Genomic DNA, 26,169 nt, shown 5'->3' with positions numbered 1-26,169 from the left:
AGGTCTGTATGACACATCGGCGCGTTATCTCACTCCGCTTCTGGTCGAGGGCCGCCCTGCTGGCCGTCGCGACATTCTGGCTGGCGGCCTGCGCCCAGCAATCGCCCCTGCCACTGGCAGATGACTCATTGCGCCCGGCTCAGCCCGGCAACTTTGATCATGTGTTTCTCCCCCCAGGCGAGCGCCTGCCCCGGATCACTACCCTCTATATCGAACCGGCCCAGGTCGCCCTGAGCGATTACTGGCTGCGCGACCGAAGGGCTGATTACACCCAGCGGGACCTGGATCGCATCTACGAGGATTACGGTCGCTTCCTCGACGAAGCGCTCCGTGAGGGGCTGAGTGAGCAAACCGGGGTTACCCTCACCGAGAACCGCGAAGAGGCGGACATGATTTTCCGCCCCACTCTGCGCGACCTGAACATCTACGCACCGGACCTGAGCCGGCCGGGGATCACCCGCCACTACACGCGCGAAGCCGGAAACGCCACCTTTGACCTGGTACTGGAAGACCCTAACGGCAAGGTACTGGCGCAGTTCATCGACCACCGGGAAACCCAGAACCTGACCGGACAGGCCATGGAATGGACCAACCGGGTCACCAACTACCGCCACTTCAGTCGCCTGATGGACCGCTGGACCCGCAACCTGTCCGTTTACCTGCTGATTGCCGGGGCCGTGCCCGAGCCCGCCGAATGACGGGCTTTGGTTCACCTGAGCGACGGTTTGTGGCTATAATGCGCCCTCGCGGTTGGCGGGCTACGCCCGGTGATCGCCCCAAATAGTCCAAAGAGGCACTGCCTCTCACAACGAGGATGAAGCACCGTGAGTCTAGTCAAGAAACGCATCGGCCTGTTGTTGGCTGCCAGTCTGGGTCTGCTCTCCGCTCTGGCGGTGGCTCAGTCCAGTAACGTGTCCAAAGAAATCGAAAACCGCCTGGCCCCGGTAGGCAAGGTGTGCATGGCCGGTGACGATTGCGCGGCAGCGCCCGTGGCCAGTGCCAGCAGCGGTGAACCGCGCTCCGGTGAAGAAATTTACGGTTCGGCCTGCTCCACCTGCCACGATGCTGGCGTGTCCGGTGCGCCGATGCTCGGTTCCGTGGACGACTGGGCAAGCCGCATTGAGAAGGGCTCCGAGACACTGTACGACCACGCCATCAACGGTTTCAATGCCATGCCGGCCATGGGCTTGTGCAGCGACTGCTCTGATGAAGAGATTCAGGCGACCGTCGATTATATGGTTGAAGAGAGCAGTTAATCGTTTAGCGGAAGTTTACGGCGGATGCGGCCTGCGGCCTTATCCGCCCTTCGCGCCACTAGGGCGATCTAATCAAACATCCCCAGCAGACTGCTCAGCGTCTCCTCGCCCTTGGCGACATTCTTCTCCGGGCTGAGCTCTCCGAATCCTTCGCTCTCCACATCCTCCGGCGGTAACTCCTCCAGAAACCGACTGGGCGTGGTTTCAAAGATTTCCCCAAACTGCTTGCGCTTGTGGGCCAGGGTCATGGTCAGGGTTTTCTGGGCGCGGGTGATACCCACGTAGGTCAGGCGCCGCTCTTCCTCGATATTGCCATCTTCGATACTGTTCCGGTGGGGCAACAGGTCTTCTTCCAGGCCCACCATAAACACGTGAGGAAACTCCAGCCCCTTGGACGCGTGGAGGGTAAGCAGCTGCACCTGGTCCAGCTCGTCCTCCTCTTCCTGACGCTCGAGCAAGTCCCGCAACACCAGCTTGGCAATGGCTTCCTTGATGGTGGTCTCATCGTCGTCATCCCCCGGCGCCAGAGTCTTGCCCAGGGAGTCCACCAGGTACTGAACGTTTTCCCAGCGCCGCTCGGCGGCCTTGGGCGTACTGGCGTTCTGGTGCAGCCAGGCCTCGTAATCCATGTCTTCGAGCATTTCCCGAATCGCGCCGATCGGGTTGTCGCCGTGGGAGCGCTGATGCACACCCTCCATCCAGTGCACAAACCGGCGCAGGCGTTCGAGCGCCTTGTCGTTGAGCTGGCTCTCCAGCCCAAGTTCATTCACCGCGCTGAACAGCCCGATGTGTCGCTCAGTGGCGTACCGCCCGAGGGCTTCCAGGGTACTGGTGCCGATCTGCCGGCGCGGGGTGTTGATCACCCGCAAAAAGGCGTTGTCGTCGTCCGGGTTTACCAGCAGGCGTAAATACGCCATCACATCCTTGATTTCGGTTTTGGAGAAGAAGGACGAGCCGCCGCTGATTTTGTAGGGAATCTGGTGTTGCTGCAGTTTGATTTCCAGCAGCCGGGCCTGGTGGTTACCCCGGTACAGCACGGCGTAGTCGCGGAACTTACGCTGGTAGCGCAGCCGGCTGGTGAGAATTTCCGTGGCCACCCGCTCGGCCTCAGCCTCTTCATTGGCGCAGCGGATCACCCGGATCGGGTCGCCCAGGCCCATTTCACTCCACAATGCCTTGTCGAATTCGTGGGGGTTGTGGGCAATCAGGTGGTTGGCCACTTTCAGAATGCGGCTGGTGGAGCGGTAGTTCTGCTCCAGCTTGATCACATTCAGGGCCGGGAAGTCCTGCTTGAGCAGGCTCATGTTCTCCGGCCGGGCGCCGCGCCAGGCGTAGATCGACTGGTCGTCATCCCCCACCACGGTAAGCGAGCCGCGCACGCCCACGATCAGCTTGACCAGCAGGTACTGGCTGGAGTTGGTGTCCTGGTACTCGTCCACCAGCAGGTAGCGGATTTTGCGCTGCCAGCGGGCGAGGATGTCCGGGTGGTCCTGGAAAAGGCGTACCGGAATCAGGATCAGGTCGTCGAAATCCACCGCATTGTAGGCCTTGAGCGCCTGGTTGTAGCGCTCGTACACCCGGGCGATGGTCTGCTCGCCCGGGCTCTGGGCCATAGCCAATACCTCGGCCGGATCGGTCAGGTCGTTCTTCCAGTTGGAGATCTGATGCTGCACCCGGTTGAGGTGGTCGCTGTCCAGCTCGCCGTCTTTGAGCAACAGCTCCTTGAGCAGGGCCCGGGCATCTTCGGCGTCAAATATCGAAAATCCGGGTTTGAAGCCCAGGGCTTTATACTCCCGACGTATGATATTCAGGCCCAGATTGTGAAAGGTCGAGACCGTCAGCCCCTTGGCGGCACTGCCTTTGACCAGCGAGCTGACCCGCTCCTTCATCTCCCGGGCGGCCTTGTTGGTAAAGGTCAGGGCGGCGATATGGCGAGCCGGCAGGTCGCACTGCTCAATCAGATAGGCAATCTTGCGGGTGATCACACTGGTTTTGCCACTGCCCGCCCCGGCCAGCACCAGGCAGGGGCCATCAATATAGTGTACGGCTTCTCGCTGACGGGGATTGAGCTTGGGCACAGTACCTCACCAATTCAGTGCGTGGCGTCATCAGGCGTGGCTGACACGGGGGGCCGGCATTGTAGCAGGGCGCCAAGGGCACGCAAGCACCCGCAGAGACGCACGTGTCACTGCCCGACCAGCGGCCATTGGCACCCCGCGAAAGTGGTTTATTATGCGGTATAGGTGGTGTAAAGTCCTCAACTGGCGCGGATTTCTTCATGCTGTGTGGTCCGTCAAGGTTGATGAGTATTGGGTCATAAACAACGAGAACCGGATCGCCTCGCGCGGCCGGGTCGGCGGCGTCAAGGTTGAGCGCACTGAAGCCCTGCGATGCCCCCAACGATACCAAAGGAACCATGGAATCGGGCAATGGACAGAATCGTAAAGATCCTCTTTATTGACGGCGAGGAAGGCGAGTACCTGTTACTGGCCGACCTGTTGTCAAAGATTCACCACACCGACTATCAGCTGGTCTGGCACGACCGGCTTGATGGCGCTTTGCCCGCCATTTTTGGCGATGACTACGACCTGGTACTGCTGGACTATTACTGGGGTAGTGGCCACACCGCTCAGGACCTGCTGACCGCCGCCAAAACCCAGGCCTGCACCACCCCGATCGTGGTCATGACCAGCGAGATGGAAACCGAGGTGGACCGGGAAGCCATTCGCGCCGGCGCCGCCGATTATCTGATCAAAGGCCATATCGATACCCAGCTGTTGGAGCGCACCCTGCGCTACGCCATCGAGCGCAAGCGCACCGAGCAACACCTGAGTCGCCTGGCCCACTACGACACCCTCACCGACATCCCCAACCGCATCCTCTTCCGCGACCGGCTCGAACACGCCATCCGCCTGGCGGACCGGGATCAGGGCCAGTTCGCACTGATGTTCATAGACCTGAACGGCTTCAAACAGGTGAATGACAGTTTCGGCCACGACACCGGCGACACCATGATCCGGGTGTGCGCGGACCGCCTCAAGGAATGCATGCGCCGCAGCGACTCGGTTGCCCGCATGGGCGGCGACGAATTTACCCTGCTGTTGGAAAACACCGATAATGGCGCAAACATCGCCCATATTGCCGAGAAAATCATCGAACGTATCGGTGCGCCCTATCATATTGGCGGCTACGAAATGCGCATCGGCTGCAGCATCGGCATCGCGGTCTACCCGGACGGCGGCCGCGATGCCGAAAGTCTGCTCAAGAACGCCGATATGGCGATGTATCAGGCCAAGCAACAGGACGACAGCAGCTACCGCTTTTTTACCGAGGCCATGAACAAGGCCGTGCGCCTGCAACTGCGGATGGAGTCCGACCTGCGGGCCGCCCTGCGACTGAATCAGCTCAGTCTGGAATACCAGCCCCGCATCGACCTCAATACCGGGGACATTGTCGCCATGGAGGCACTGCTGCGCTGGCAGCACCCGGAGCGCGGCCTGCTCGATGCCAAAGAATTCATCAATGTTGCTGAAGATACCGGCCTGATCAACGACATTGGCTACTGGATTGTCGACCGTGCCTGCCAGGACCTGCGCCTGCTGCAGCGCGAATGTCAGCTGGACTTGCGCATGGCGGTCAACCTCTCGGTGCGCCAGTTCCGGGATGAACAGCTGGTACACCGGCTGGCGGGGACCCTGAATCAGCTTGATGTGCCCGGCCGGAATCTGGAGTTTGAGCTCACCGAAGCCAGCCTGATGGACAACCTCGATCTGGTCAGCCTGTGCATGCGGCCCCTATCGCACCTGGGCCTGGAGTTCTCCCTGGACCAGTTTGGCAGCGGCAGTTGCTCTTTCCTGCACCTGCAACGTCTGCCCATCCGGGCGGTAAAAATTGATTCCCGCTTTTTGGCCGCCCTGAACCACAGCGTTGACGACCAACGCCTGGTCACCGCCATGATCAACCTCGCACATAATCTGGGCAAAGTGGTGATCGCCGAAAGCGTGGAAACCCAGGAACAGAGAGATTGGCTGCAGGCCGCCGGCTGCGATCAGATGCAGGGCTATCTGTTCTGCGCCCCCCAACCGGTGGACAAGGTGTGCCGCACGGTCAAGCAATGGCACAGTATCGCGTAACAATTTCTCACAGTTTGCTACCGACGATCATGCTAGCTTTGCCCCTTTGAGCAACAGCGTCATCGAAGGACCCGACTTCATGGATTCGACACCCGACTTTGCCATCGAAACCCGAGGGCTGCGCAAGGCCTTTGGTAGCACCCTCGCCGTACGTGGGATCGACCTCCAGGTAAAGCGCGGCAGTGTCTATGGCCTACTCGGCCCCAACGGCGCCGGCAAAACCACCACCGTGCGCATGCTCTCGACCTTACTGCCACCCAGCGGTGGCGAAGCCCGGGTACTGGGGCACGATCTGGTCCATCAGGCAGAGCAGGTCCGCGCCCGCATCAGTCTGACCGGACAGTTCGCCTCGGTGGACGAGGATCTCTCCGGCCGGGAAAACCTGACCCTGCTCGCCCGGCTGCAGGGCTTCAGTTGGCTCGGCGGCCGCGTGCGCGCAGACACATTACTCAAGGCGTTCGATCTTCAGGAGGCCGCGCGGCGCCAGGTAAAAACCTATTCCGGGGGCATGCGTCGCCGTCTGGATATTGCCGCCTCTCTGATCATCACACCAGACCTGCTGTTTCTGGATGAACCCACCACCGGCCTGGATCCGCGCTCCCGCAATCAGGTGTGGGACATTGTGCGCGGGTTGGTGGACGATGGCACTACCGTGCTGCTCACGACTCAGTATCTGGAGGAAGCCGACCAACTCGCCGAGCGCATCGCCGTCATCGACCAGGGGGCCGTCATTGCCGAAGGCACCAGTCGGGAGCTCAAAGCCTCGGTCGGTAGCAACGTACTGCATCTGCAACTGACCGACCCGGCCCAGCGGGAACAGGCACAGCTGATCCTGGCCGGTCATCTCGACAGCCTGGTGCATCTGGAAGCCGATCCGGCCAGCCTGACGGTGCAACTTTCGGACAGCTCCGAGGCCACCCGGGCGCTGGCCGAATTGCCCCAGGCGGGCATCGGGTTGAATAGCTTTTCCATGGGCCAGCCCAGCCTTGATGAAGTCTTTCTCTCCCTGACCGGGCACACCGTAAGCCCACAGAACGATCCAGAGGAAGCCTCCCAATGAGTGGATCTTCCTCCGCCCGCGCGCTCATCCGGGGTATCCGTGCACTCGATCGCCCGGCCCCCGCCGGACCCATCGCCTGTACCATTGCGTTCGGCTGGCGCGCGCTGCTCAAGATCAAGTATGTCCCGGAGCAGATGTTTGATGTGCTGGTCACGCCCATCATGTTCACGGTCATGTTTACCTACCTCTTTGGCGGTGCCCTGGCCGGTTCCACCGGTGACTACCTCCAGTACCTGTTGCCCGGCATTCTGGCTCAGACCGTGGTGTTTACGTCCATTTACACCGGCGTCACCCTCAACGGGGATCTGTCCAAGGGCGTGTACGACCGATTCAAGTCCCTGCCCATCTGGGCACCCGCGCCTCTGGTCGGTGCGATGCTCGGCGATATCCTGCGCTACACCGGCGCCTCGCTGATTGTGGTTCTGATTGGACTGCTGCTTGGCTATCGCCCGCAACAGGGTATTGTCGGCGTGCTCCTGTCGCTTGTGCTACTGAACATTTTTGGTTTTGGACTGGGCTGGATTTTCACCGTCCTGGGCCTACTGCTGCGCACCCCCGGCGCGGTCATGACCCTGAGCTGGCTGGTGCTGATGCCTCTGACCTTTGTGTCCAATATCTATGTGGACCCGGCCACCATGCCCGAACTACTCCAGACTCTGGTGGCACTGAACCCGGTATCCCATCTGGTCTCCGCGATGCGCGGCGCCATGGTTGGTGAGCTGGTGGCGTTTTCACTGGGCATAGCCCTGCTCACGCCCGCGCTACTGACCCTCACTTTTGGCCCCTTGGCCATGCGCCTGTACCATCGCAAGCACTGACAGCCGCTAGCCGACACGCTACACTGGGGTTTTCCCCAGCATGATCGAGCGCCCCTATGATTAACGACTTTGCCCAGAAGTTCTTTCAGGAAATTGACCGCAAATTGCCGGGCTTGCAGGACATGCTTCCCAAGCAGGAAATCAAAGCCGCCGTGCAGTCCGCGCTCGGAAAGATGGATCTGGTCACCCGCGAAGAGTTTGACGCCCAGAGCGCTGTACTCCAACGCACCCGCGAGCGTCTGGAACAACTGGAGAAACAACTCGCCGAGCTGGAAAGCTCCTCCCGTAGGTCGGGTTAGCCGAAGGCGTAACCCGACACTTCCCACCTAACCGCCTGCCGTGAATCCTGCCATTCAACCCTCAAACACTATGACAGTTTGAGGGTGTTGCATACGTATTCATATTGCCACCGTCACAATTCCGTCACTAGAATTCCCGCACAACGCGCCGAATGTTGTAGTCCCTGATAGCAGCTTGCTGCTCCCTCCAAACGTGGTATCGGCTCCGAGCTGAACGCTCACACAGCAACAATAAACACTGACGTACCACCCCTGTGACGGGTGCTGTTCTCTGGCCTAGTGGATGCTCAAGTCGAGCACCAACATCGGCCAGCCACGGATGAAAAAACGCTAACGATAATAATTGTTCACCGTAAAAAACGGAAAATCATTATGCTCCGCATCCAGAGACTTGCTGTCCGCAAGGCCATGGCGTTCTGTACGGCTGCCCTGCTACTTGCCCTGACGCACACCACTACCGCCCAGCAGTGGCCCGAAGCCTATTTTCGCGGCACGCCCAATGACTGGGGGCTCACCCCCATGACCTACAATCCGGACAGCGGCCACTGGGAAACCACCCAGACCTTCGACGATGACAATCCCCGCTTCAAAATCAGCCGTTACGACAACTGGAGCCAAGCCTACCCAGCCGAGGACTATCCGATCGTCGATGGCGCGGGCACCTACGATATCGCGTTCGACGATACCGATCATTCCATTGAGGTCAGCATTGCCGACACCACGTCCGACGATACCAGCTCCGAAAATACCCGACTCTGTTTCGAGAATGCCCAGGGATACAGCGAACCGCATCTGTACTACTGGAATGCATCCCCTGCCGATGCGCTGAACGAGGGCACCGATTGGCCTGGTCTGGCAATGAACAAAGAGAAGGGCTTTTATTGTGTCGACCTTGTCAATCGATTGAACAGCGATCAGTTGCCAGGCTCTCTCAACGTTATTTTCAACGATAACGGTGCGGCACAAACCGCCGACCTGCTGTTTGACGGAGCGCCCTGCTACGCCGGCGATCAATGGCATAGCCTGACCGATTGTGGACTTGATGAGCATCCGGACGACGCCCCGCCGCCCATCGGGCAAACCCCCGATGATCTTGATCAACGCCCCACGCTGAACGAGCCCCACGCTCTGCCAGTGGAAGGTAATGTGTCCGAGGGCAACTATCGTTTTGAGATCGCCTACCCCGGATTGATCGATCAGTTTGCCTCGCCGGTGATGACCCTGCCCGACCCGGTCAGTGGCCTGATGATGGTGGTCGACAAGGCCGGGCAGGTCTACGCTTTTCCCGACGATCCCGAGGTAACGCCCGATCAGGTTCGCTCTCTGATCGACATTGAAGATCAGGTCAAGAATTATCACGAACAGGGTCTGCTCAGCATGGCTCTGGATCCGGATTACGCCAGCAACGGTTTTATCTACCTGTATTACATTCAGGGCGCCGACGATAACGAACGTACCCCCGACGGTCAGTACGGCGATGCCGTGCTTGAGCGCTGGACCATCGACAATCCAGCCAACCCCGCTGCCGTGCTGGATGACTCCGCCCGGGTACTACTGCGCGTTGAACAACCCGGTCCAGATCACAAGGGCGGCATGATGCAGTTTCATCCCGAAGAAGGCTATCTGTATTTGGGCATCGGCGACGGCGCTTACGGACATAGCGCCACCACCTCGTTCGACGAAGATCCGCGTACCAACAACAATGCTCAGGTCACCAGCAACCTGCTCGGCACGTTCATTCGGATCGAGCCATTGACCGAAGCTGAAAACGGAAAATACTATCGCGTACCCGATGACAATCCATTTGTGGATCAATCCGGTTACCGCCCGGAAATCTGGTCCTACGGGCACCGCAACCCCTGGCGTTGGGCGTTTGACACCGAAGCGCCCTACACCTTGTGGGAAACCGAAGTCGGCCAATCCGGTTACGAAGAGGTCAACCGCGTGGAGCCCGGCAAGAATTACGGTTGGCCGGTGTGCGAAGGGTTGAACAACCGGGGCGAACTCGGGGGCGATCCACTCAAGGAGTGCGCCACGGATTTTGAACCGCCCATCGAAGGGTACGAACACCCAACCGGTTACTCCATCATTGGGGGTCTGGTTTATCGGGGTAACCAGTTACCGGGCCTCAATGGACGATTTGTGTTCGGTGACTACGTCACCAAGAAAATCTGGGCCATGGCCGAAGACGAAGAGAAAACCCTGGTCAGCGACGCCTTCCCGGAAAACATCGCCTCCTTCGGCACCGACCTGTCCGGCGACGAATTGTTGGTATCCACCTACGGTGTCGAGTTCGGAGGCAACTCCACCATCTACCGACTGGTGGACGATGACGCTGACAGCGCCGCCTTGCCGGACACCTTATCAGCCACCGGGTTGTTTCAGAGTCTTTCGCCCCTGGTACCAGAAAGTGGCGTCATCCCCTATAAGGTCAACACCGAAGGCTGGTTCGACGGCGCGACGGTACAACACTTCTTACACATCCCCAACGACGAAACCATCGCCTTTGCCGACACCGAACAGTGGGATCTGCCCACCGGTTCGGTGCTGATCAAACATAAATGCATCACCGACGCTGATGGCGAAGAACGTCACTTTACCACGGCAATTCTCTTCCGCCAGGCGAACGGAACCTGGCAGGCGGTGAATTACCACTGGAACGCCGAGGGCACTGAGGCCACACGAGTGACCAAAACCCTGACCCTCGACAATACCGATGCCGAAGGACGCACCCGCACGGTACGATCCTCGGCCGATTGCGGCTCCTGTCATGTGGGCAATGGCAGTCGCGAACCCCTGGCGTTGCACTCCCGCCAGTTAAACCGTTCGTTCAGTGAGCAAGGTGAGAACCAGTTGGATATTTTCAACCGGATCGGGCTGTTCGATAACAACATTGGTGCCGCCGAGCAGTACACCGCCTTTGCGTCTCTTGAAGACGAGAACACATCGCTTGAGGCGCGTGCCAGAGCCTATCTGGATACCAACTGCGCGCACTGCCACAACAGCGATTTCATGAACCTGCGCTACGACCAGCCGCTGGAGGACATGCGCCTGCTCAACGTTCAGACCACCGGCGGGAAATACCGGATCAAGCCCTTTGATCACGGCGAAAGCCTGATCCATCTGTACCAGGTTACCGACGGCAACCGCATGCCCAAAGGCACCCGTTACACCAACCCCGCAGCAGACACCCTGTTCGCCGAATGGATCGACGCCGTCGACGCTCAACCGACCGATTTGCGCCTGCTTGGCGACACCCGGGTCAACCCGGATGATACGTTTACGCTCAGCGTCGAGGCACGCTACGACAATGGCTTCACCGCACCGGTGTCGAGCATCGACAGCGTCAATAGCAGTGACGAATCGGTGCTTTCGGTAGAAGCCATCGAAGGCAACCAGGTCACCCTTAACGCCCTCAGTGCCGGTGCCGCCAACGTCACCCTCAGCAGCAACGGGCAATCGACCAGTCTGGAGATCGAGGTGGTGTCTATCGACACCTCCCTGACCGGGCTGGCCATCTCCCCGGAGACCACCGCACTCACCGATCAGCAACAACTGGTGGCCTACGGTCTGGGTCCCAACAACACCAAAATTCATGTTCATTCGGAGGTTCAATGGCAAGTGATCAGCGGCGGCGACGTCGTGTCGGTATCGGACACCGGCCTGGTGCAACGTCTGGCCCCGGGTGAGGCCACCGTGCGCGCCACTCTGGACGAATTCAGTGCGCAAACCACCCTCACCGAGGCAGACGCCGCCCTGTCCCTGCGCTACGACAACCCCAACAACTGGGAGACTGTCAATATCTACCTTTGGACCAGCGAAGCCGGCGGGGACCAGCCTTTGCACGAATGGCCGGGCGCGCCAATGGACGGACCGGATGACGGCGGCTGGTGGTTCTACCACCAGGACCCGGACGCCCTCCCCGAGGGCCAGTTGAACGTGATTTTCAACAACGGCGCCGGCGCCCAGACCGATGACCTCAACGACATCCAGGAATCTTCCAGCTACAGCGACGGCCAATGGGAACCCTGGAATGCCCACGGCGACACCGGCGGCGAAACCTATCGCCTGTCGGTAATTGGTGGCAGCACCGAGAACGCCGAGCGCGATTTCACCCCCGGCACGGTGGTTTCCATCGCCGCCCACGAGGCGCCTCTCGGGACCGAGTTTTCCGGGTGGCAGGGCGAAGGCCGCGCCTATGTAGTCGGCAACCCCGCCGCGGCCACTATCGAGCTGGTAATGCCGGCTCACAACGTCTCGATCCAGGCGCTGTTTGCCGGTCAGGAAGACGACTACCAGGCAGGCCGGGATTTCTATGGCCAACACTGCCAGAGCTGTCATGGCGACAACGGTGAAGGCGGCGTGGCCGGTGCCATCAATGCCCTGGACGACACCTGGAACCAGAATCTTCTGGCCAGCTACATCGCCGACTTTATGCCCATGGACAATCCCGGCGCCTGCGACGGCGAACAGAGCGGTGACTGCGCCTTCGAAATCGCCCGCCTGGTGCTCGCCGACGCCTGGCAGCCCTCTCTGTGCACCGACGGCAACTGCGGCGAGGGCACTCTGGATAGCCGAAACCTTCGCCTGCTCACCAAAGAGGAATACCTCAACAGCGTGCGCGATTTATTCAACATCAACTTCTCGGCGGCGCTGATGGATACCGTCCCCGCCGATGGTCGCTACCGCAATTTCACCACCGCCTCCTATCTCTCGGCGGGCTACGACCGAACCCTGGGCTATCAATTGGTGGCCAGTGAGATCGCCGAGCAGGCGATCACCCGCTACACCTTTATGGGACTGGCCGAACAGTGTGACGACGCGGCCTGCGCCGTCGAGGCGTTCGGCAAGCGACTGTTCCGTCGTCCGCTAACCCAGACCGAAGTGGACAACTACGCCGCCCTGTACGACAACGACGACGGCGGTCGTCGGGCCCTGCAGGCGCTGTTGATGTCACCGCACTTCATGTACCGCTCCGAGCTGGGCGAGCTGGACGGTGAAACCGGACTCTTTGCACTGGATGCCTACGAAACGGTGACCTCTCTGGCCTACATTTTCTGGGCCACCACTCCGGATGACACCTTACTCGCCATGGCCGCGGATGAGGACTTCAGCCGGTCCGAGGCGGTCAATCACGTACTGAGCGATCCGCGCTCGGAGCGCGGCCTGCGCCGCTTTATCAGCGGCTGGCTGATCAACAATCAGTACGGCTTCCCGGGCATCAACAACCCGGATCTGGTCGAAGCGCTGAAAGAGGAAACCGTGCGCTTTGTACTCGCCAACATTGAGTCCAACGCCCCCTACGCCGAACTGCTGCTCGCGCCCTACACCCAGGCCAATGATCTGGTGGCCGAGCACTACGGTCTTCCGGACACCACCAGCGGCGGCTGGTCCGAGCGCGCCTACGACGGCTCGGATCCTCGCCTGGGTGCTGGCCTGCTCGGCCACGCCAGCTTCCTGGCCTCACGCACCAACACCGTCAATCCCTCTCCCATCAAGCGCGGCGTTTATGTGCGGGAAAGTTTGATGTGCCAGGAGTTTCCGCCACCGGCCGCGGCGGACTTCAATGTCGAATTTGAAGACTCCGACAGCAATCGGGACGCCACCGAGCGGCACACCAATGACCCGGCCTGCGCCGCCTGCCACCAGTTTATCGACGGGGTGGGTTTTGGCTTTGAGCGCTTCGACAGCCAGGGCCTGTACCGGGCCATGGAGACTCTGGGCAATGGTGAGACCGAAGAGATCGATGCCTCCGGCTCCATCAAAAGCCTCTACTCGCCCGAGACGACCCTTGACCCAGACAGCGAGGCGGTAACCTACCACTCGATCCCCGAGCTGGCCCAACTGATTGCCGAAAGTGGTCAGGGTGAGGCCTGTTTTGCCCGGCAGTTCTACCGCTATGTGGTGGGCCGGGAAGAGTCCGGCGATAGCGATGAGCTCAATATCCAGACTTTCAGTCAGGACCTGCGCAACGGCGGTGGCATGCGCGACATGCTGCGCGACCTGGTGCTGTCCGACAGTTTCATTCAGCGTCGATAAGAGAGAGTGACCACCATGAACACACTGACCAATCGATCGCGTCGCCGGTTTCTGATGTCCCTGGCCAAGGGCGGATTGTTGTTACCCTTTGCCAGCCAACTGTTCGGACAGAAAGTCCTTGCCGCCTCGGGCTTGGCACAGCGGGTACTGTTTCTCTACTATCCCAACGGCGTGGTGCCTTACAACTGGCGCCCGACCCAGGGCGAGGGCAGTATCGCCGGCTCCCAGGAACTGAGCTTTGGCCTGGGACCACTTTCGCCCTGGCACCAGAACCTGACCGTGCTGCAAAATATGACCCTGGACATCGGTCAGGGCGCCGGGGCTCACTACAATGACATGCGCGGCATCCTCACCGGCAACAACCAGATCGGCACCGACAGTGCCAGCATCGACCACCTGATTGCCGAACAGCTCGGCGATGAAGGCGTCCTGAGCCTGGGTGTGCGCACCGGTCCAAAATCCGACATCATGATCTCCAAGCCTCGGGGTTACACAACCACGCAAAGGCCTATCCCCAACAACGACCCGAAAGACGTCGCCGAGAAACTGGCACTGCGGGTGGGGGACGGCGGTGGCGGCGAACCGGACCCGCAACTGCAGGCCATGTACGACACCCTGCTGTCGGATTTTGACCAGTTGGAAGACGCCACCCTGTCCCAGGCGCGGCAGGATAAACTTACTCGCCACCGGGAAGCGCTGGTGCGCCTGAAAAACCTCGCGGGAACGCAACTGGGCGACTGCGCCCTCAGCACCGACAAACCCGCCGATCCCTACGCCATGGCGGAACAGCAATTGTCAGCGGACGAGTGGCAACAGTTTCCAACCCTGTGCCGGGCCCAGATCGACAATGTGGTGGGCGCCTTCTCCTGTGGCCTGCACCGGGTCGCCACCCTGCAACTGTCGAAGGGCGATGAAAACGGCAACCTGGTCAACTATTCCTTCGATGAGTGTTGGCAGATGGCCCAGCAGGCCATGGACCAGGGCATCAAGGCCACCGAGAACGGCGGCGAGGTCACCCCCATTACCCGCTGGTACAACGAGTTTTCCAGCCACAGCGCCTCCCACCGCCCCGGCGATGTGCCCCACACCGCCCAGGTGCGCTGGTACCACTCCCTGCTGGCCTACACATTGGAACAACTGGATGCGGCCGGTTTGCTGAGCGATACCCTGGTGGTGATGTTCTCAGAAGTGGGCGACGGCTCCAAACACGGCGGCGGCGCCGGTGCGGTGACTCTCGCGGGCGGCGCCGGCGGGGCGCTGTCCATGGGCAGGGTGATCAACTGCGGCGACGGCATCAACAACGGCTACCGCCGCTTCGGCACCCACGACCTGTTTGGCGATGTTGCGCGGCTGATGGGCGTCGACAACTTACCCGAACCGCACTGGACCGGAGGCGTGGTGTAACGCTACAGGGTATAGCGATCCAAAAAACGGAACACGGTTCCTTTTTCAATAGGGCTCGGTAAGGTATATTTCTTCTCGCAATACACTCACACACGCAAGGATTGCTCATGTCGCTCGCCGTAGTCTATTCACGCGCAAAACTCGGGGTCCAGGCCCCACTGGTTACCGTCGAAGTTCACCTGTCCAACGGCCTTCCCGCACTCAATATGGTGGGCCTGCCGGAAACCGCCGTGAAAGAAAGCAAGGATCGGGTGCGCAGTGCCATTCTCAACAGCCACCTGGAATTTCCCGCCCGACGGATTACCGTCAACCTCGCGCCCGCCGATTTGCCCAAAGAAGGCGGGCGGTTTGACTTGCCGATTGCCCTGGGCATTCTGGCCGCCTCCGGTCAGATTCCCGAAGACAGCCTGAGCGGTTGTGAATTTATGGGTGAGCTGGCCCTGTCCGGCGAGCTGCGTCCGGTCACCGGTGCCCTGCCTGCGGCGTTGGCTGCCAGCGATGCCAAACGGCATCTGGTGGTCGCCGCCGACAACGCCCAGGAAGCCGCGCTGTGTGATTCCACACCCGTGTTCTCTGCGAAAAACCTGCTTTCGGTGTGCGCGCACCTGCACCAGCGTGAGCGCTTGCCCCAGACCGAAGGGCCGCTCGATGCCACCGACGAACCGACTCTGGATTTTGACCTCAGTGATGTCAAAGGCCAGGTACAGGCCAAGCGGGCTCTTGAGGTCGCGGCCAGCGGCGGCCATAACCTGTTGATGTATGGGCCGCCGGGGACTGGCAAAACCATGCTCGCCAGTCGCCTGCCCGGCATACTGCCTCCGCTGGAAAATCGTGAGCGGTTGGATGTGGCGGCGGTATATTCAGTGGCCCCCGGTGCAGGAAGTCACAGCAACCGGGTGCGGCCTTTCCGGTCGCCCCACCACACCGCCTCGGCCATTGCCTTGGTGGGCGGCGGCTCCAATCCGCGCCCAGGGGAGATTTCCCTGGCGCACAGCGGGGTGTTGTTTCTGGACGAACTGCCGGAGTTTCATCGGCATGTGCTGGAAGTCTTGCGCGAGCCCCTGGAGAGCGGCGAAGTGCGTATCTCCCGCGCCCGGGCCCAGGCGGTGTACCCGGCCCGCTTCCAGTTGGTTGCGGCCATGAACCCCTGCCCCTGCGGTTACCACGGTGCGGCCGAAGGCGACTGCACCTGCACGCCGGATCAGATTCGCCGCTATCGGGACAAGATTTCCGGTCCGCTATTGGATCGCATTGATATGCACGTACCGGTTCGGTTACTGAAACGCGGGGAGCTGCAGAGTAAAGGTGAAGGCGAGCGCAGTACCGTTGTGCGCGACCGGGTGATTGCCGCCCGGCAGCGGCAACTGGACCGGCAGGGCAAAGCCAACCATCAGTTGAGTGTGCCCGAGCTGGAGCGGGTGTGTGCGCTGACGCCAGCCAATAAAAACCTGCTGGAGGATGCGATTGAAAAGCTCGGGTTATCGAGCCGGGCGTATCATCGCGTTTTGAAAGTGGCGCGGACGCTGGCCGACATGTCGGGGAGTGAGTCCCTGGAAACGGTGCATATCAGTGAGGCGTTGGGGTATAGGACCTTGGATCGGCGGAAGGGATGAAGCGTTGTGGCAACTTTGGGTTGGGTGACGGCGGATGCGGCCTTCGGCCTTATCCGCCCTACGGGTGGTAGAAACGTTTGCGTAGGGCGGATAAGGCCGAAGGCCGCATCCGCCGTAAATACCCGCAAACCTACCCCCGAAAAAAATCCACCGGCAACCCCTTAACATCGGTCCGGTAAATCAACAGATTCCCCGCCTCGGGCTCTCGGGCCAACTGCGCCTCCGATAAATTTTCCCGCGCGGTGGTAATACACAACCAGGACAGATCCGGGCCACCAAAAGCCACGCAGGTGGGCTGACTGACCGGTACATCCAGCTCGAGCAATACTTCTCCCTCGGGGGAGTAACACACCACTTGGCCGCCGCCGAACAGGGCGTTCCAGACATTGCCTTCGGCATCCACACAACTGCCATCGTGGCCAGTGCCCTCAGGGGCCAGGGCAAACACTCGACGGTTGCTGAAACTGCCACTGTGGGCGTCGAAGTCATAGGCGTAATAGACCCCCCGGGCGGAATCAGACAGATAAGCGGTGCGACTGTCCGGGCTCCAGCACAAACCATTGCTGATGCCCAGGCCCCGTAAATGCGGCTGCACATCGCCGTCAGCCGTCCAGCAGTAGAGCGCGGCGCCATCCTCATCCGCCAGCGGGTCCCCGGCTTCCACCATGGTGCCGGCCCAGAAACGGCCCTGCCGATCAACCTTGCCATCGTTGAACCGATTGCCCGGTTTGTGCGCTTCGGGGTGGGCCAACCAGTGACAGTCGCCGGTTTCTGGCGTGTACAGAGCAAAGCCCTGGTCAAAGCTGGCGATCAGGGTCTGGGGAGTTTGTGAAGTAGCTTGCGAAGACGCCACAAACCCGAAGGCGGTGAGCCGTTCGGGTGTGGACCACTCGGTCAGGGAATCCGAGTCGGGGTGATAGCGGTAAAGACGACAACCGAGGATATCGGTCCACCAGAGGGACTGCTGGTCGGGGTGCCAGAGCACCCCTTCTCCCAGAACATTCCCGACTGGCAGGCTTTTAATACACTCGGGCTGTCGCACGATTTACCACCAGACGCTGTACAGCGCGACCAGGATCAGAACCACACCGATGCTCAACACATTGAAGCTGGTACGGGTGCTGAAATCGATGTTGTCCAGGTGAATGGCATTGCTCTGCTCTTTGGCACCGCTGATCAGGGTAATCACGATGGCCAGCACCACACAGGCGATAAACACGATACCCACCCGATCAATAAACGGCAGGCCGGGCATGAACTTCCAGAACAGCGCGGAGAGCACGACCGAGGCAATGGCCGCGACCAGTGCTGACGTCGCGGTTGCGCGCTTCCAGAAAAAGCCCAGCAGGAAGATCGTGACGATACCCGGAGTGAAGAAACCGGTGAATTCCTGAATAAACTGGAACGCCTGGGGGAAGTTACCCAGCAGCGGGCGGGCGATGATCACGGCAATCAACATCGCCAGGCAGGCGACGGAGCGGCCAATAATGACCTTTTTATGCTCGGTGGCGTTCTGGTTGATCATCTTGCTGTAGATGTCCATCGTGAAGATGGTGGAAATACTGTTCACCATGGAACCCAGGGACGAGGCAATCGCGGCCACCAGGGCGGCGAAGGTGATGCCGAGCAGGCCTTGCGGTACCAGCTTCATCATTTCCGGGTACGCCTGGTCCGGCTGGGCCAGATCCGGCTTGAGCATGGCTGCGGCCATACCGGGCAGCACCACAATCAGTGGCATCAGAATTTTCAGGTAGGCGGCAAAGGCGATGCCCTTCTGCGCTTCGGCCAGGCTCTTGGCGGCCAGGGTGCGCTGGGTGATGTACTGGTTAAAGCCCCAGTAAGACAGGTTCATGATCCACAGGCCACCGACCAGCACGGAAATGCCCGGTAGGCTGATGTAGTGCTCATTGCTCGGGTCCAGAATCATGTCGAACTTCTCGGGAATCTCCGCCAGCATGATGGAGAAGCCCTGGAAAGCACCGGAACCGCCGGCGTTTTCGGCGATCTGGTCCAGCGCCAGGAAGGACACCATCAGGCCACCGATGATCAGCAGCACCACCTGGATGATGTCGGTCAGCGCGACCGCCTTGAGGCCACCGTAGATGGAGTAACCGATGGAGAACACCGCCAGGAAGCTCAGGCCATAGACCAGATCCAGCCCGGTGATGGCATTGATCGCCAGAGCACCCAACCACAGAATGGAGGTCAGGTTCACAAAGGTATAGAGGGCAAGCCAGAAAATCGCCATGACCGTGCGCACCCGGCTGTCATAGCGCTGCTCCAGAAACTGGGGCATGGTGCTGATGCCTTTCTCCAGGAAGATCGGCAGGAAGTACTTGCCGATGATCAGCAGGGTGACGGCTGCCATCCACTCGTAGGAGGCGATGCCCAGGCCAATGGCGAAGCCGGAGCCGGACATACCGATGATCTGCTCGGCGGAAATGTTCGCCGCAATCAGCGAGGCGCCAATGGCCCACCAAGGCAAGGATTTACCCGCCAGAAAGTAGTCCGTGGAGTTTTTTTCGTGGCCGGCTTTTTCCCGGGAAACCCACCAGGCAATGCCGACCAGCAGCACGCAGTAAACGGCAAAGGTGGTTATATCAAGTGGTGACAAGCTCATGTTGCACTCCATATTATGTGATTATTGTCCGGCGGGTGCGGTGTGGACGCCCCTACGCCCGCTTCGCCGCCCTGCGTTCTATTGGGAGGTACGCCGAAGAGTATTGCCGATGAATGCACGGATTCCGCCGGAATTTTTCGAGCGGCTATTATGCGGATAATCCGCATCGACTGCGAGTGCCGATGTAGGGATTTCAGGGGGAAAAGTGGGAATTGGGTGTGTTTACGGCGGATACCACGGCAGCTCGCGTAGGGCGGATAAGCCGAAGGCGCATCCGCCGCGTACTCAGCTACAACCGCCCACCATCGATAACGAACTTCTGACCGGTGATCATCCGGGCGTCGTCCGAGGCGAGAAACAGCGTCAAGTTGGCGACATCTTCCGGCAGAATCCGCTCTTTCAGGCACACCTGATCCATCCACCAGGCTTCCGCCTCCGGCGTGAGCCACTTGTTGAGCTGGCGCTCGGTGATCACCCAGCCGGGCACAATCGCATTCACCCGGATCTTGTCCGAGCCGAAATCCCGGGCCAGGGACTTGGTCAGCCCCAGCAGGGCCGCCTTGGCGGTGTTGTAACTGGGCAGCTTGCTCGGCCCGAACAGGGCGTTGATGGAGCTGAAGTTGATGATCACCCCGCCGCCCTGCCGGGCCATCAGGGGCTGGATCGTCTGGGCGGCGAAAAAGGCCGGGTGCAGGTTGACCGCCAGGCTGTTGTACCAGGCCTGCTCAGACAGATAACGGGGGTCGTAGCGCTGATCATTGGCGACGTTGTTCACCAGTACGGTGAAGTCGCCACACTGGTCCGCGAGGGCACGAATCGCGGCGCGCAGCTCGTCAATCCGGGTGACATCGCAGCGGCGGAATACCACTTGGGCGTCGTGTTCGGCACGCACCCGCTCGGCCAGCTCGTTGCCCGCCTCTTCATTGAGGTCGACGAAGGCGACATTGCTGCCCTGGGCGGCAAAGGCCTCCACCAGGCAAGCGCCGATTCCGGTCGCCCCGCCGGTAATGAATACCGAGCGGTGAGCAAGACTGGCATAACGGGTGTATTCAGTCATTAATGCGATTCCCGGTCCACCTGGTCGCCGCTGGCGCCCCTCAAAAAGTCCAGATCGACGCCCTGATCGGCCTGGAGCACGGTATCAATATATAACTTGGCATAGCCGCGAGTGTAATCTGACTCCGGTCGGCTATCCTGCCACTCGGCCAGCCGTTGCGCCAGCTCGGCGTCGCTGATCCTGAGCGATAGACTACGGTTTTTGCCACTGAATGCAATCTCATCGCCATTGCGCACCACCGCCAGGGGGCCGCCGGCACTGGATTCGGGCGCAACGTGGAGAATCACCGAGCCGAACGCGGTTCCGCTCATGCGGGCATCCGAGATACGCAGCATGTCCCGCACGCCTTTTTCGAGCAGCTTTTTCGGCAGGGCCATATTGCCCACTTCCGGCATACCGGGGTAGCCCTTGGGGCCACACCCCTTGAGGACCAGTACCGAGTGTTCGTCCACGTCCAGATCCGGATCATCGATGCGCGCCTTGTAATCCTCGATGCTCTCGAACACCACGGCCCGTCCGATGTGCTCCAACAGCGCCGGCGTCGCCGCGTTGGGCTTGATGATGGCGCCCCTGGGACACAGGTTTCCCTTGAGCACCCAGATGCCGGAATCCGGGTTCACCGGGTTGTCCAGCGGCCGGATGACGTCGTCATTGTAACATTGCGCGCCCGCAATCTGGTCCCCCAATGCGGTACCCGAGACGGTCACCGCATTGGTGTGCAACCTGTTCTTGATACGTGCCATAACGGCAGGCAGGCCACCGGCGTAGTGGAAATCTTCCATCAGGAAACGCCCCGAGGGCATCAGGTCCACCAGCAGCGGAATGTCCCGGCTGAGCCGGTCGAAATCATCCAGTGCCAGCTCGATCCCCAGCCGCCCGGCAATGGCCAGCAGGTGCACCACCGCGTTGGTGGACCCGCCAATGGCGGCATTGACCACAATCGCGTTTTCCAGCGCTTCCCGGGTCAGGATGTCGGCGAGGCGGACATCCTGCTTCACCAGCTCGACCATGCGCCGCCCGGTGAGGTGCGCCAGCGCCTGACGGCGGGCATCCACAGCGGGAAGCGTACCGTTCAAGGGCAGGCTCAGCCCCATGGCCTCGGTCAGGCTGGACACGGTGGAGGCGGTGCCCATGGTCATGCATACGCCCCGGCTGCGGGACATGCCGCTCTCGGCGGCAATAAAGTCATCAATGCTCATTTGCCCGGCGCGTACCGCCTCGGAGTACTTCCAGACATCGGTGCCCGAGCCAATGTCCTGGCCGCGGAATTTGCCGTTGAGCATGGGGCCGGAGGACACCACCATGGTCGGGAGATTGACGCTGGCGGCGCCCATGATCTGGGCCGGGGTGGTTTTGTCACAGCCCCCGAGCAGCACCACGCCATCAATGGGGTTGCCGCGAATGGACTCTTCCACTTCCATGGCCAGCAGATTGCGAAACAGCATGGCGGTCGGGCGCATCTGGGTTTCCCCCAGGCTCATGGCGGGAAACTCCAGGGGCAGCCCGCCGGCTTCCCAGACGCCGCGTTTGACGTACTCGGCCAGCTCCCGCAGACCACTGTTACAGGGGGTGAGCTCCGACCAGGTGTTGCAGATGCCGATCACCGGCCGACCGTCGAACACATGATCCGGCAGCCCCTGATTTTTCATCCAGGAGCGGTGGATAAAACCGTCCTTATCCAGTTTGCCGTAGCTCTGTGTGCTGCGCCGGGGCTTGCCCGGCGTGTCGGAATCAGACATGGGGGAGGGTTCCTGCAGACATGAAAATCAGGCGGTTTCGGTGCGGCGAGCCGCAATCGCGGCGTCGATCAGGTGGAGCGCTTCCTCCAACAGGGCAACAGCAGCCTTGCCCGCGCCCTCCACATCACCGCGCGCAATCGCCTCGTACACCGTCCGATGGTCGGCTTCGCTGGCCACGGTAACGCCTTTCATCTGATTGGTGGAGGCGATACTGACGCGCAGCGCGGTCTGAATGAAATTGCGCAGCTGAATGAAGAAGCGGTTTTCGCTGGCCAAAAGAATAGCCGAGTGGAAGGCAATGTCCGCCTCCAGGGGGTCATCGTTGCCCCGTTCGGCGGCTTCCATGCGCAAGAGCGCTTTTTCGATATCGGCAATCCGCTCCCGGTTCTGCTTCCGGGCGGCGAGAATGGCCGCTTCGGGCTCGATGCCGATGCGCAGCTCAGTGAACTCGCGCAGCAGCGACAGGGAGGGGCGGCTGCTCAGGGTCCACTCCAGAACGTCCTCATCAAACATGTTCCAGCGATGGTTGGGTTGCACCCGAATGCCCTGGCGGGGCCGGGAAGAAATCAGCCCCTTGGCGGTGAGCATTTTCACCGCTTCACGCACTACGCTGCGACTGATATCAAACTGCTCGCACAAGTCCGCCTCGGTGGGCAGGGGATCATTGACACTGTACTCCCCGCGCACAATGGCTGCGCCCAGTTGGTAGGTCACCTGATGGGTCAGGTTGCGGCCGCCCTCTAGTCTGCTCATTACCTTGCTCGCTGTGGTTGGAAAGCCGGGTATACGCGCCGACGCGCCTTACCGACCATAAATGCTATTTATCTTACAGCAAAGCCGACAGGGCTTACGCCCCTTTTTTGGCAGACAGGCTCCGGCGCAGCGCGGTAATCACCGGGACCACTTCCGGGCGCACCTGGCGCCAGAGATAGAAGGACTCCGCCGCCTGTCCCACCAGCATGCCCAGGCCATCGGTCAGTCGGGCAGCGCCGTGGGCTTCGGCCCACTGCAGAAACAGTGTCGGTTCGGCGGCGTACATCATGTCGTAACAGGCAGCACCCTCGGCCAGCAGCTCCTCGGGCAGGGGCGGCAGTTCGCCGCCGAAGCCGGCGGAGGTGCCATTGATCACCAGGTCAAACTGACGTCCGCTCAAGGCCTCGTACCCCAACGGTTCAATCACGCCCAGGTCGGCAAACCCTTTGGCCAGTTGCTCGGCCTTGTGCACGGTGCGGTTGGCGATGGTCAGCGAGCCGGGCTCCTGCTCCATCAGCGGTTGAAGTACGCCGCGCACCGCCCCCCCGGCACCCAGGATCAGCACCCGCTTGCCAGCTATCTCCCAACCGAGGTTGTGCATGTCGTTTACCATGCCGATCCCATCGGTGGTGTCGCCCAGCAGGGTACCGTCCGCTCGCTTTACCAGGGTGTTCACCGCACCGGCGCGGCGGGCACGCGGTGTCAGGCGGGCCGCATAACCATAGGCGGCCAGTTTGTCCGGGGCGGTGATGTTCAGGCCTTTGCCGCCACTGGCGAAAAACGCATCGGCGGCCTGCTCGAAGTCTTTTTCGGCCACCTGTTGTTTGGTGTAGGCGATATCTTCCCCGGTCTGCTCGGCAAACTGACGGTGGATATAGGGGGACTTACTCTGGGCGATGGGATCGCCGAATACGGCGTAAGCGTCTGTCATACAACCTTCCAGCTATTGTTATTCGATCCAGTCTCTGGCCTGCAGATAGTGCTCTGTGAGCGCCGCTTCGGCGCTGCCCGGCTCCGGCTGCCAGTCGTAATCCCAGCGCACCAGGGGCGGCAGAGACATCAGTATCGACTCCGTGCGCCCCCCGGTCTGCAGACCAAAGAGAGTGCCGCGATCATACACCAAATTGAATTCCACATAACGCCCTCGCCGGTAAAGCTGGAAGTTGCGCTCGCGTTCGCCGTATTCGGTGTCCTTGCGCCGGGCGAGGATCGGGCGGTAGGCGGGCAGGTAGCTGTCGCCCACGGCGCGCATCACCGCGAAGCTGCGCTCGAAGCCCAGTTCGTTGAAGTCGTCGAAGAACAGGCCGCCAACGCCCCGGGGTTCGTCGCGATGTTTCAGGAAAAAGTAGTCATCGCACCATTTCTTGAAAAACGGATAGAGATTGTCGCCGTGGGGGTCCAGGGCGTCTTTGGCGGTGCGGTGCCAGTGACGGCAGTCGTCGTCGCTGCCGTAGTAGGGGGTCAGGTCGTAGCCGCCCCCAAACCACCAGACGGGTTCGGCGCCGGGCTTTTCGGCGATAAAGAAGCGCACGTTGGCGTGGCTGGTGGGGGCGTAAGGGTTGTTGGGGTGGATGACCAGGGAGACACCCATGGCTTCGAAGGAGCGCCCGGCCAGTTCGGGCCGGTGGGCGGTGGCGGAGGCGGGCATCTGGTCGCCGAAGACGTGGGAGAAGTTGACGCCGCCTTTTTCGATGGCGTTGCCTTCGGTCAGCACCCGGGAGCGGCCACCGCCGCCCTGTTCGCGCTGCCATTCGTCCTGTATGAACCGGGCACCGCCGTCTTCGGTTTCCAGTTCGGCGCAGATGCGGTCCTGGAGTCCGAGCAGGTAGTCTTTGACGGCCTGTTTGTCGGGGGCGTTTTCGGTGGGCATGGTGAGTCTCGCGCTGTCGATTGAGGGCGTATTGTACGCGCCCGAACCCACAGAGGCGAAATTCATGGCCAGAGTGATCTAAACTGGGTTATGGTCAGAATGATTATGACGTCCCGTTGAGACAAAGCGTTTTAGTATCCAGCTATTTTTGTTGCTTCAAGCCCGGGTCGCTGCGAGGTGAACCCTTTCAAGACACGCCGTAAATACATCCCTGTAGGCTCGGATCGCGGGTCCCCCGCTCTACGGTCTTGAAAGGGTTCACCTCGCAGCGCCCCTCAGTGCCACATTCTGCGTTACTTTGCGTAGGGCGGGTAAGGCCAAAGGCCGCACCCGCCGTAACCCAACCCGGAGGTTTCCACAATGCCCCACCCCAACTTCAACCGCCGCCGCTTCCTACAAGGCCTCGGCGCCTCAACCGCCCTGCTCTCGTCCGGCTGGTCCCCCCACCTATTGGGCAATCCCTCCCGCAAGCTGGGCGTCGCCCTGGTCGGTCTCGGTGGCTACAGCACCAACCAGCTCGCGCCGGCACTGCAACTGACCCAACACTGTGAGTTGCGCGGGATTGTCACCGGTAGCCCGGAGAAGATTCCGGTGTGGCAGGAAAAATACGGTATCAAGGACGCCAATGTGTACAACTACGAGAACATGCACACCATCGCCGATAACCCGGATATTGATGTGATTTACGTGGTGACGCCCACGAGTCTGCATAAGAAGTTTTCGGTGATCGGCGCCAATGCGGGGAAGCATGTGTGGTGTGAGAAGCCGATGGCGATGGATGAGGCGGAGTGTCAGGAGATTATTGATGCCTGCCGTAAAAACAAGGTGAAGCTGAGCATCGGCTACCGGATGCAGCATGAGCCGAATACCCAGACGGTGATGCAGTTTGCCAAGGACAAACCCTACGGGGCGATCGAGCGCATTGAGGCGATGGCAGCCTATTCCGGTGGCGAAAATCGCTCGCCGGACAACTGGCGGATGCGTGCTGATATGGGCGGTGGTGCCATGTACGATATGGGCGTGTACCCGCTCAATGGCTCGCGCTATGCAGCCGGTGAGGAGCCTGTAACGGTGTCCGGTCGACATGAAATTACCCACCCCGAAGCCTTCACCGAAGTGGATTCCACCACCCACTTTACGCTGGAGTTTCCGGGCGGCGCGGTGGCGGAGTGTATGACCAGTTTTGTGAAGCCGGGTAATAAGCTGGAGGTGACCTGCGCGGAGGGTTCTTACTATTTACAGCCCATGTCGAATTACAACGGGGTGCAGGGGGCGACCAGTGATGGGAAAAAGCTGGACAAACCCATCGCCAATCAACAAGCCGCACAGATGGACGATGATGCCCGGGCAATTTTGCAGGACATGCCGGTCATGGTGCCCGGTGAGGAAGGCTTGCGGGATATTCGCATTGTCCAGGCAATTTTCAGATCCGCCCGGGAGGATGGTAAGCGGATTGAGTTGTAGCGGCTGAATCGGCAGGTTGGGTGACGGCGGGTGCGCGCTGCGCG

General features: G+C 60.7%; 18 protein-coding genes. 10 read left to right on the top strand and 8 right to left on the bottom strand.

Translation table 11 applies throughout. The annotated features are described in order from the left end of the window. The first annotated feature begins 8 nt into the window (after window positions 1–8). Together N645_RS0112360 and N645_RS0112355 are read left to right on the top strand one after the other, a co-directional pair. Entirely contained in the window at window positions 9–698 is a 690-nt protein-coding gene (locus tag N645_RS0112360) for a lipoprotein (RefSeq protein WP_024461830.1), read from the top strand. A 126-nt stretch (window positions 699–824) separates the two neighbouring features. Continuing rightward, on the top strand, window positions 825–1,256 hold the full coding sequence (locus N645_RS0112355; protein ID WP_024461829.1) for a cytochrome c5 family protein: 432 nt from the start codon (window positions 825–827) through the stop codon (window positions 1,254–1,256). Window positions 1,257–1,324: 68 nt separating this feature from the next. Here N645_RS0112355 and rep read toward each other — a convergent pair whose 3' ends face one another. Further along, a complete protein-coding gene (gene rep, locus N645_RS0112350; protein WP_024461828.1) occupies window positions 1,325–3,334 on the bottom strand; it encodes a DNA helicase Rep in 2,010 nt (669 codons plus the stop codon). 351 nt (window positions 3,335–3,685) lie between these two features. Between rep and N645_RS0112345 the strand changes: the two genes are divergently transcribed. The 7 genes from N645_RS0112345 (at window position 3,686) to N645_RS0112315 (ending at window position 16,622) form a co-directional block, all read left to right on the top strand. Then, window positions 3,686–5,389 carry an EAL domain-containing protein gene (locus N645_RS0112345; RefSeq protein ID WP_024461827.1) on the top strand — a complete coding sequence of 568 codons (1,704 nt, stop codon included), beginning with the start codon at window positions 3,686–3,688 and terminating at the stop codon, window positions 5,387–5,389. Window positions 5,390–5,468: 79 nt separating this feature from the next. Continuing rightward, on the top strand, window positions 5,469–6,449 hold the full coding sequence (locus tag N645_RS0112340; RefSeq protein ID WP_024461826.1) for a daunorubicin resistance protein DrrA family ABC transporter ATP-binding protein: 981 nt from the start codon (window positions 5,469–5,471) through the stop codon (window positions 6,447–6,449). After that, window positions 6,446–7,267, top strand: a complete 822-nt coding sequence (locus N645_RS0112335) for an ABC transporter permease (RefSeq protein ID WP_024461825.1) — start codon at window positions 6,446–6,448, stop codon at window positions 7,265–7,267. Before N645_RS0112340 ends, N645_RS0112335 begins: the two co-directional genes overlap by 4 nt. 56 nt (window positions 7,268–7,323) lie before the next feature. Further along, complete coding sequence (locus N645_RS0112330) at window positions 7,324–7,566, top strand: accessory factor UbiK family protein (RefSeq protein WP_024461824.1); 243 nt, start codon at window positions 7,324–7,326, stop codon at window positions 7,564–7,566. Window positions 7,567–7,938: 372 nt separating this feature from the next. Then, on the top strand, window positions 7,939–13,605 hold the full coding sequence (locus N645_RS0112325; RefSeq protein ID WP_024461823.1) for a PQQ-dependent sugar dehydrogenase: 5,667 nt from the start codon (window positions 7,939–7,941) through the stop codon (window positions 13,603–13,605). 15 nt (window positions 13,606–13,620) lie between these two features. Next, window positions 13,621–15,009, top strand: a complete 1,389-nt coding sequence (locus tag N645_RS0112320) for a DUF1552 domain-containing protein (protein WP_024461822.1) — start codon at window positions 13,621–13,623, stop codon at window positions 15,007–15,009. Between the two features lie 107 nt (window positions 15,010–15,116). Beyond that, entirely contained in the window at window positions 15,117–16,622 is a 1,506-nt protein-coding gene (locus N645_RS0112315; RefSeq protein WP_024461821.1) for a YifB family Mg chelatase-like AAA ATPase, read from the top strand. 130 nt (window positions 16,623–16,752) lie between these two features. Here N645_RS0112315 and N645_RS0112310 read toward each other — a convergent pair whose 3' ends face one another. From N645_RS0112310 to hemF, 7 genes are all read right to left on the bottom strand, one after another. Beyond that, a complete protein-coding gene (locus tag N645_RS0112310) occupies window positions 16,753–17,664 on the bottom strand; it encodes an SMP-30/gluconolactonase/LRE family protein (protein ID WP_238559250.1) in 912 nt (303 codons plus the stop codon). Between the two features lie 3 nt (window positions 17,665–17,667). Further along, complete coding sequence (locus N645_RS0112305) at window positions 17,668–19,242, bottom strand: sodium/sugar symporter (protein ID WP_024461819.1); 1,575 nt, start codon at window positions 19,240–19,242, stop codon at window positions 17,668–17,670. 289 nt (window positions 19,243–19,531) lie between these two features. After that, window positions 19,532–20,299 carry an SDR family NAD(P)-dependent oxidoreductase gene (locus N645_RS0112300; protein WP_024461818.1) on the bottom strand — a complete coding sequence of 256 codons (768 nt, stop codon included), beginning with the start codon at window positions 20,297–20,299 and terminating at the stop codon, window positions 19,532–19,534. Continuing rightward, window positions 20,299–22,038, bottom strand: coding sequence for an IlvD/Edd family dehydratase (locus N645_RS0112295; protein WP_024461817.1), 1,740 nt, complete (start codon window positions 22,036–22,038; stop codon window positions 20,299–20,301). Before N645_RS0112295 ends, N645_RS0112300 begins: the two co-directional genes overlap by 1 nt. Window positions 22,039–22,065: 27 nt before the next feature. After that, window positions 22,066–22,791, bottom strand: a complete 726-nt coding sequence (locus tag N645_RS0112290) for a FadR/GntR family transcriptional regulator (protein ID WP_024461816.1) — start codon at window positions 22,789–22,791, stop codon at window positions 22,066–22,068. Between the two features lie 94 nt (window positions 22,792–22,885). Then, on the bottom strand, window positions 22,886–23,722 hold the full coding sequence (gene aroE, locus N645_RS0112285) for a shikimate dehydrogenase (RefSeq protein ID WP_024461815.1): 837 nt from the start codon (window positions 23,720–23,722) through the stop codon (window positions 22,886–22,888). Between the two features lie 18 nt (window positions 23,723–23,740). Further along, complete coding sequence (gene hemF, locus N645_RS0112280; RefSeq protein WP_024461814.1) at window positions 23,741–24,661, bottom strand: oxygen-dependent coproporphyrinogen oxidase; 921 nt, start codon at window positions 24,659–24,661, stop codon at window positions 23,741–23,743. Window positions 24,662–25,021: 360 nt separating this feature from the next. Between hemF and N645_RS0112275 the strand changes: the two genes are divergently transcribed. After that, the gene (locus N645_RS0112275) at window positions 25,022–26,125 is read left to right on the top strand and encodes a Gfo/Idh/MocA family protein (RefSeq protein WP_024461813.1); all 1,104 of its coding nucleotides are present in this window, start codon (window positions 25,022–25,024) and stop codon (window positions 26,123–26,125) included. The last annotated feature ends 44 nt before the right edge of the window (window positions 26,126–26,169 follow it).

This window comes from Marinimicrobium sp. LS-A18 (assembly GCF_000463525.1).
In the GTDB taxonomy this organism is placed as follows: Bacteria; Pseudomonadota; Gammaproteobacteria; order Pseudomonadales; family Cellvibrionaceae; genus Marinimicrobium; species Marinimicrobium koreense.
This window is presented reverse-complemented; position numbering and strand designations above follow the sequence as displayed.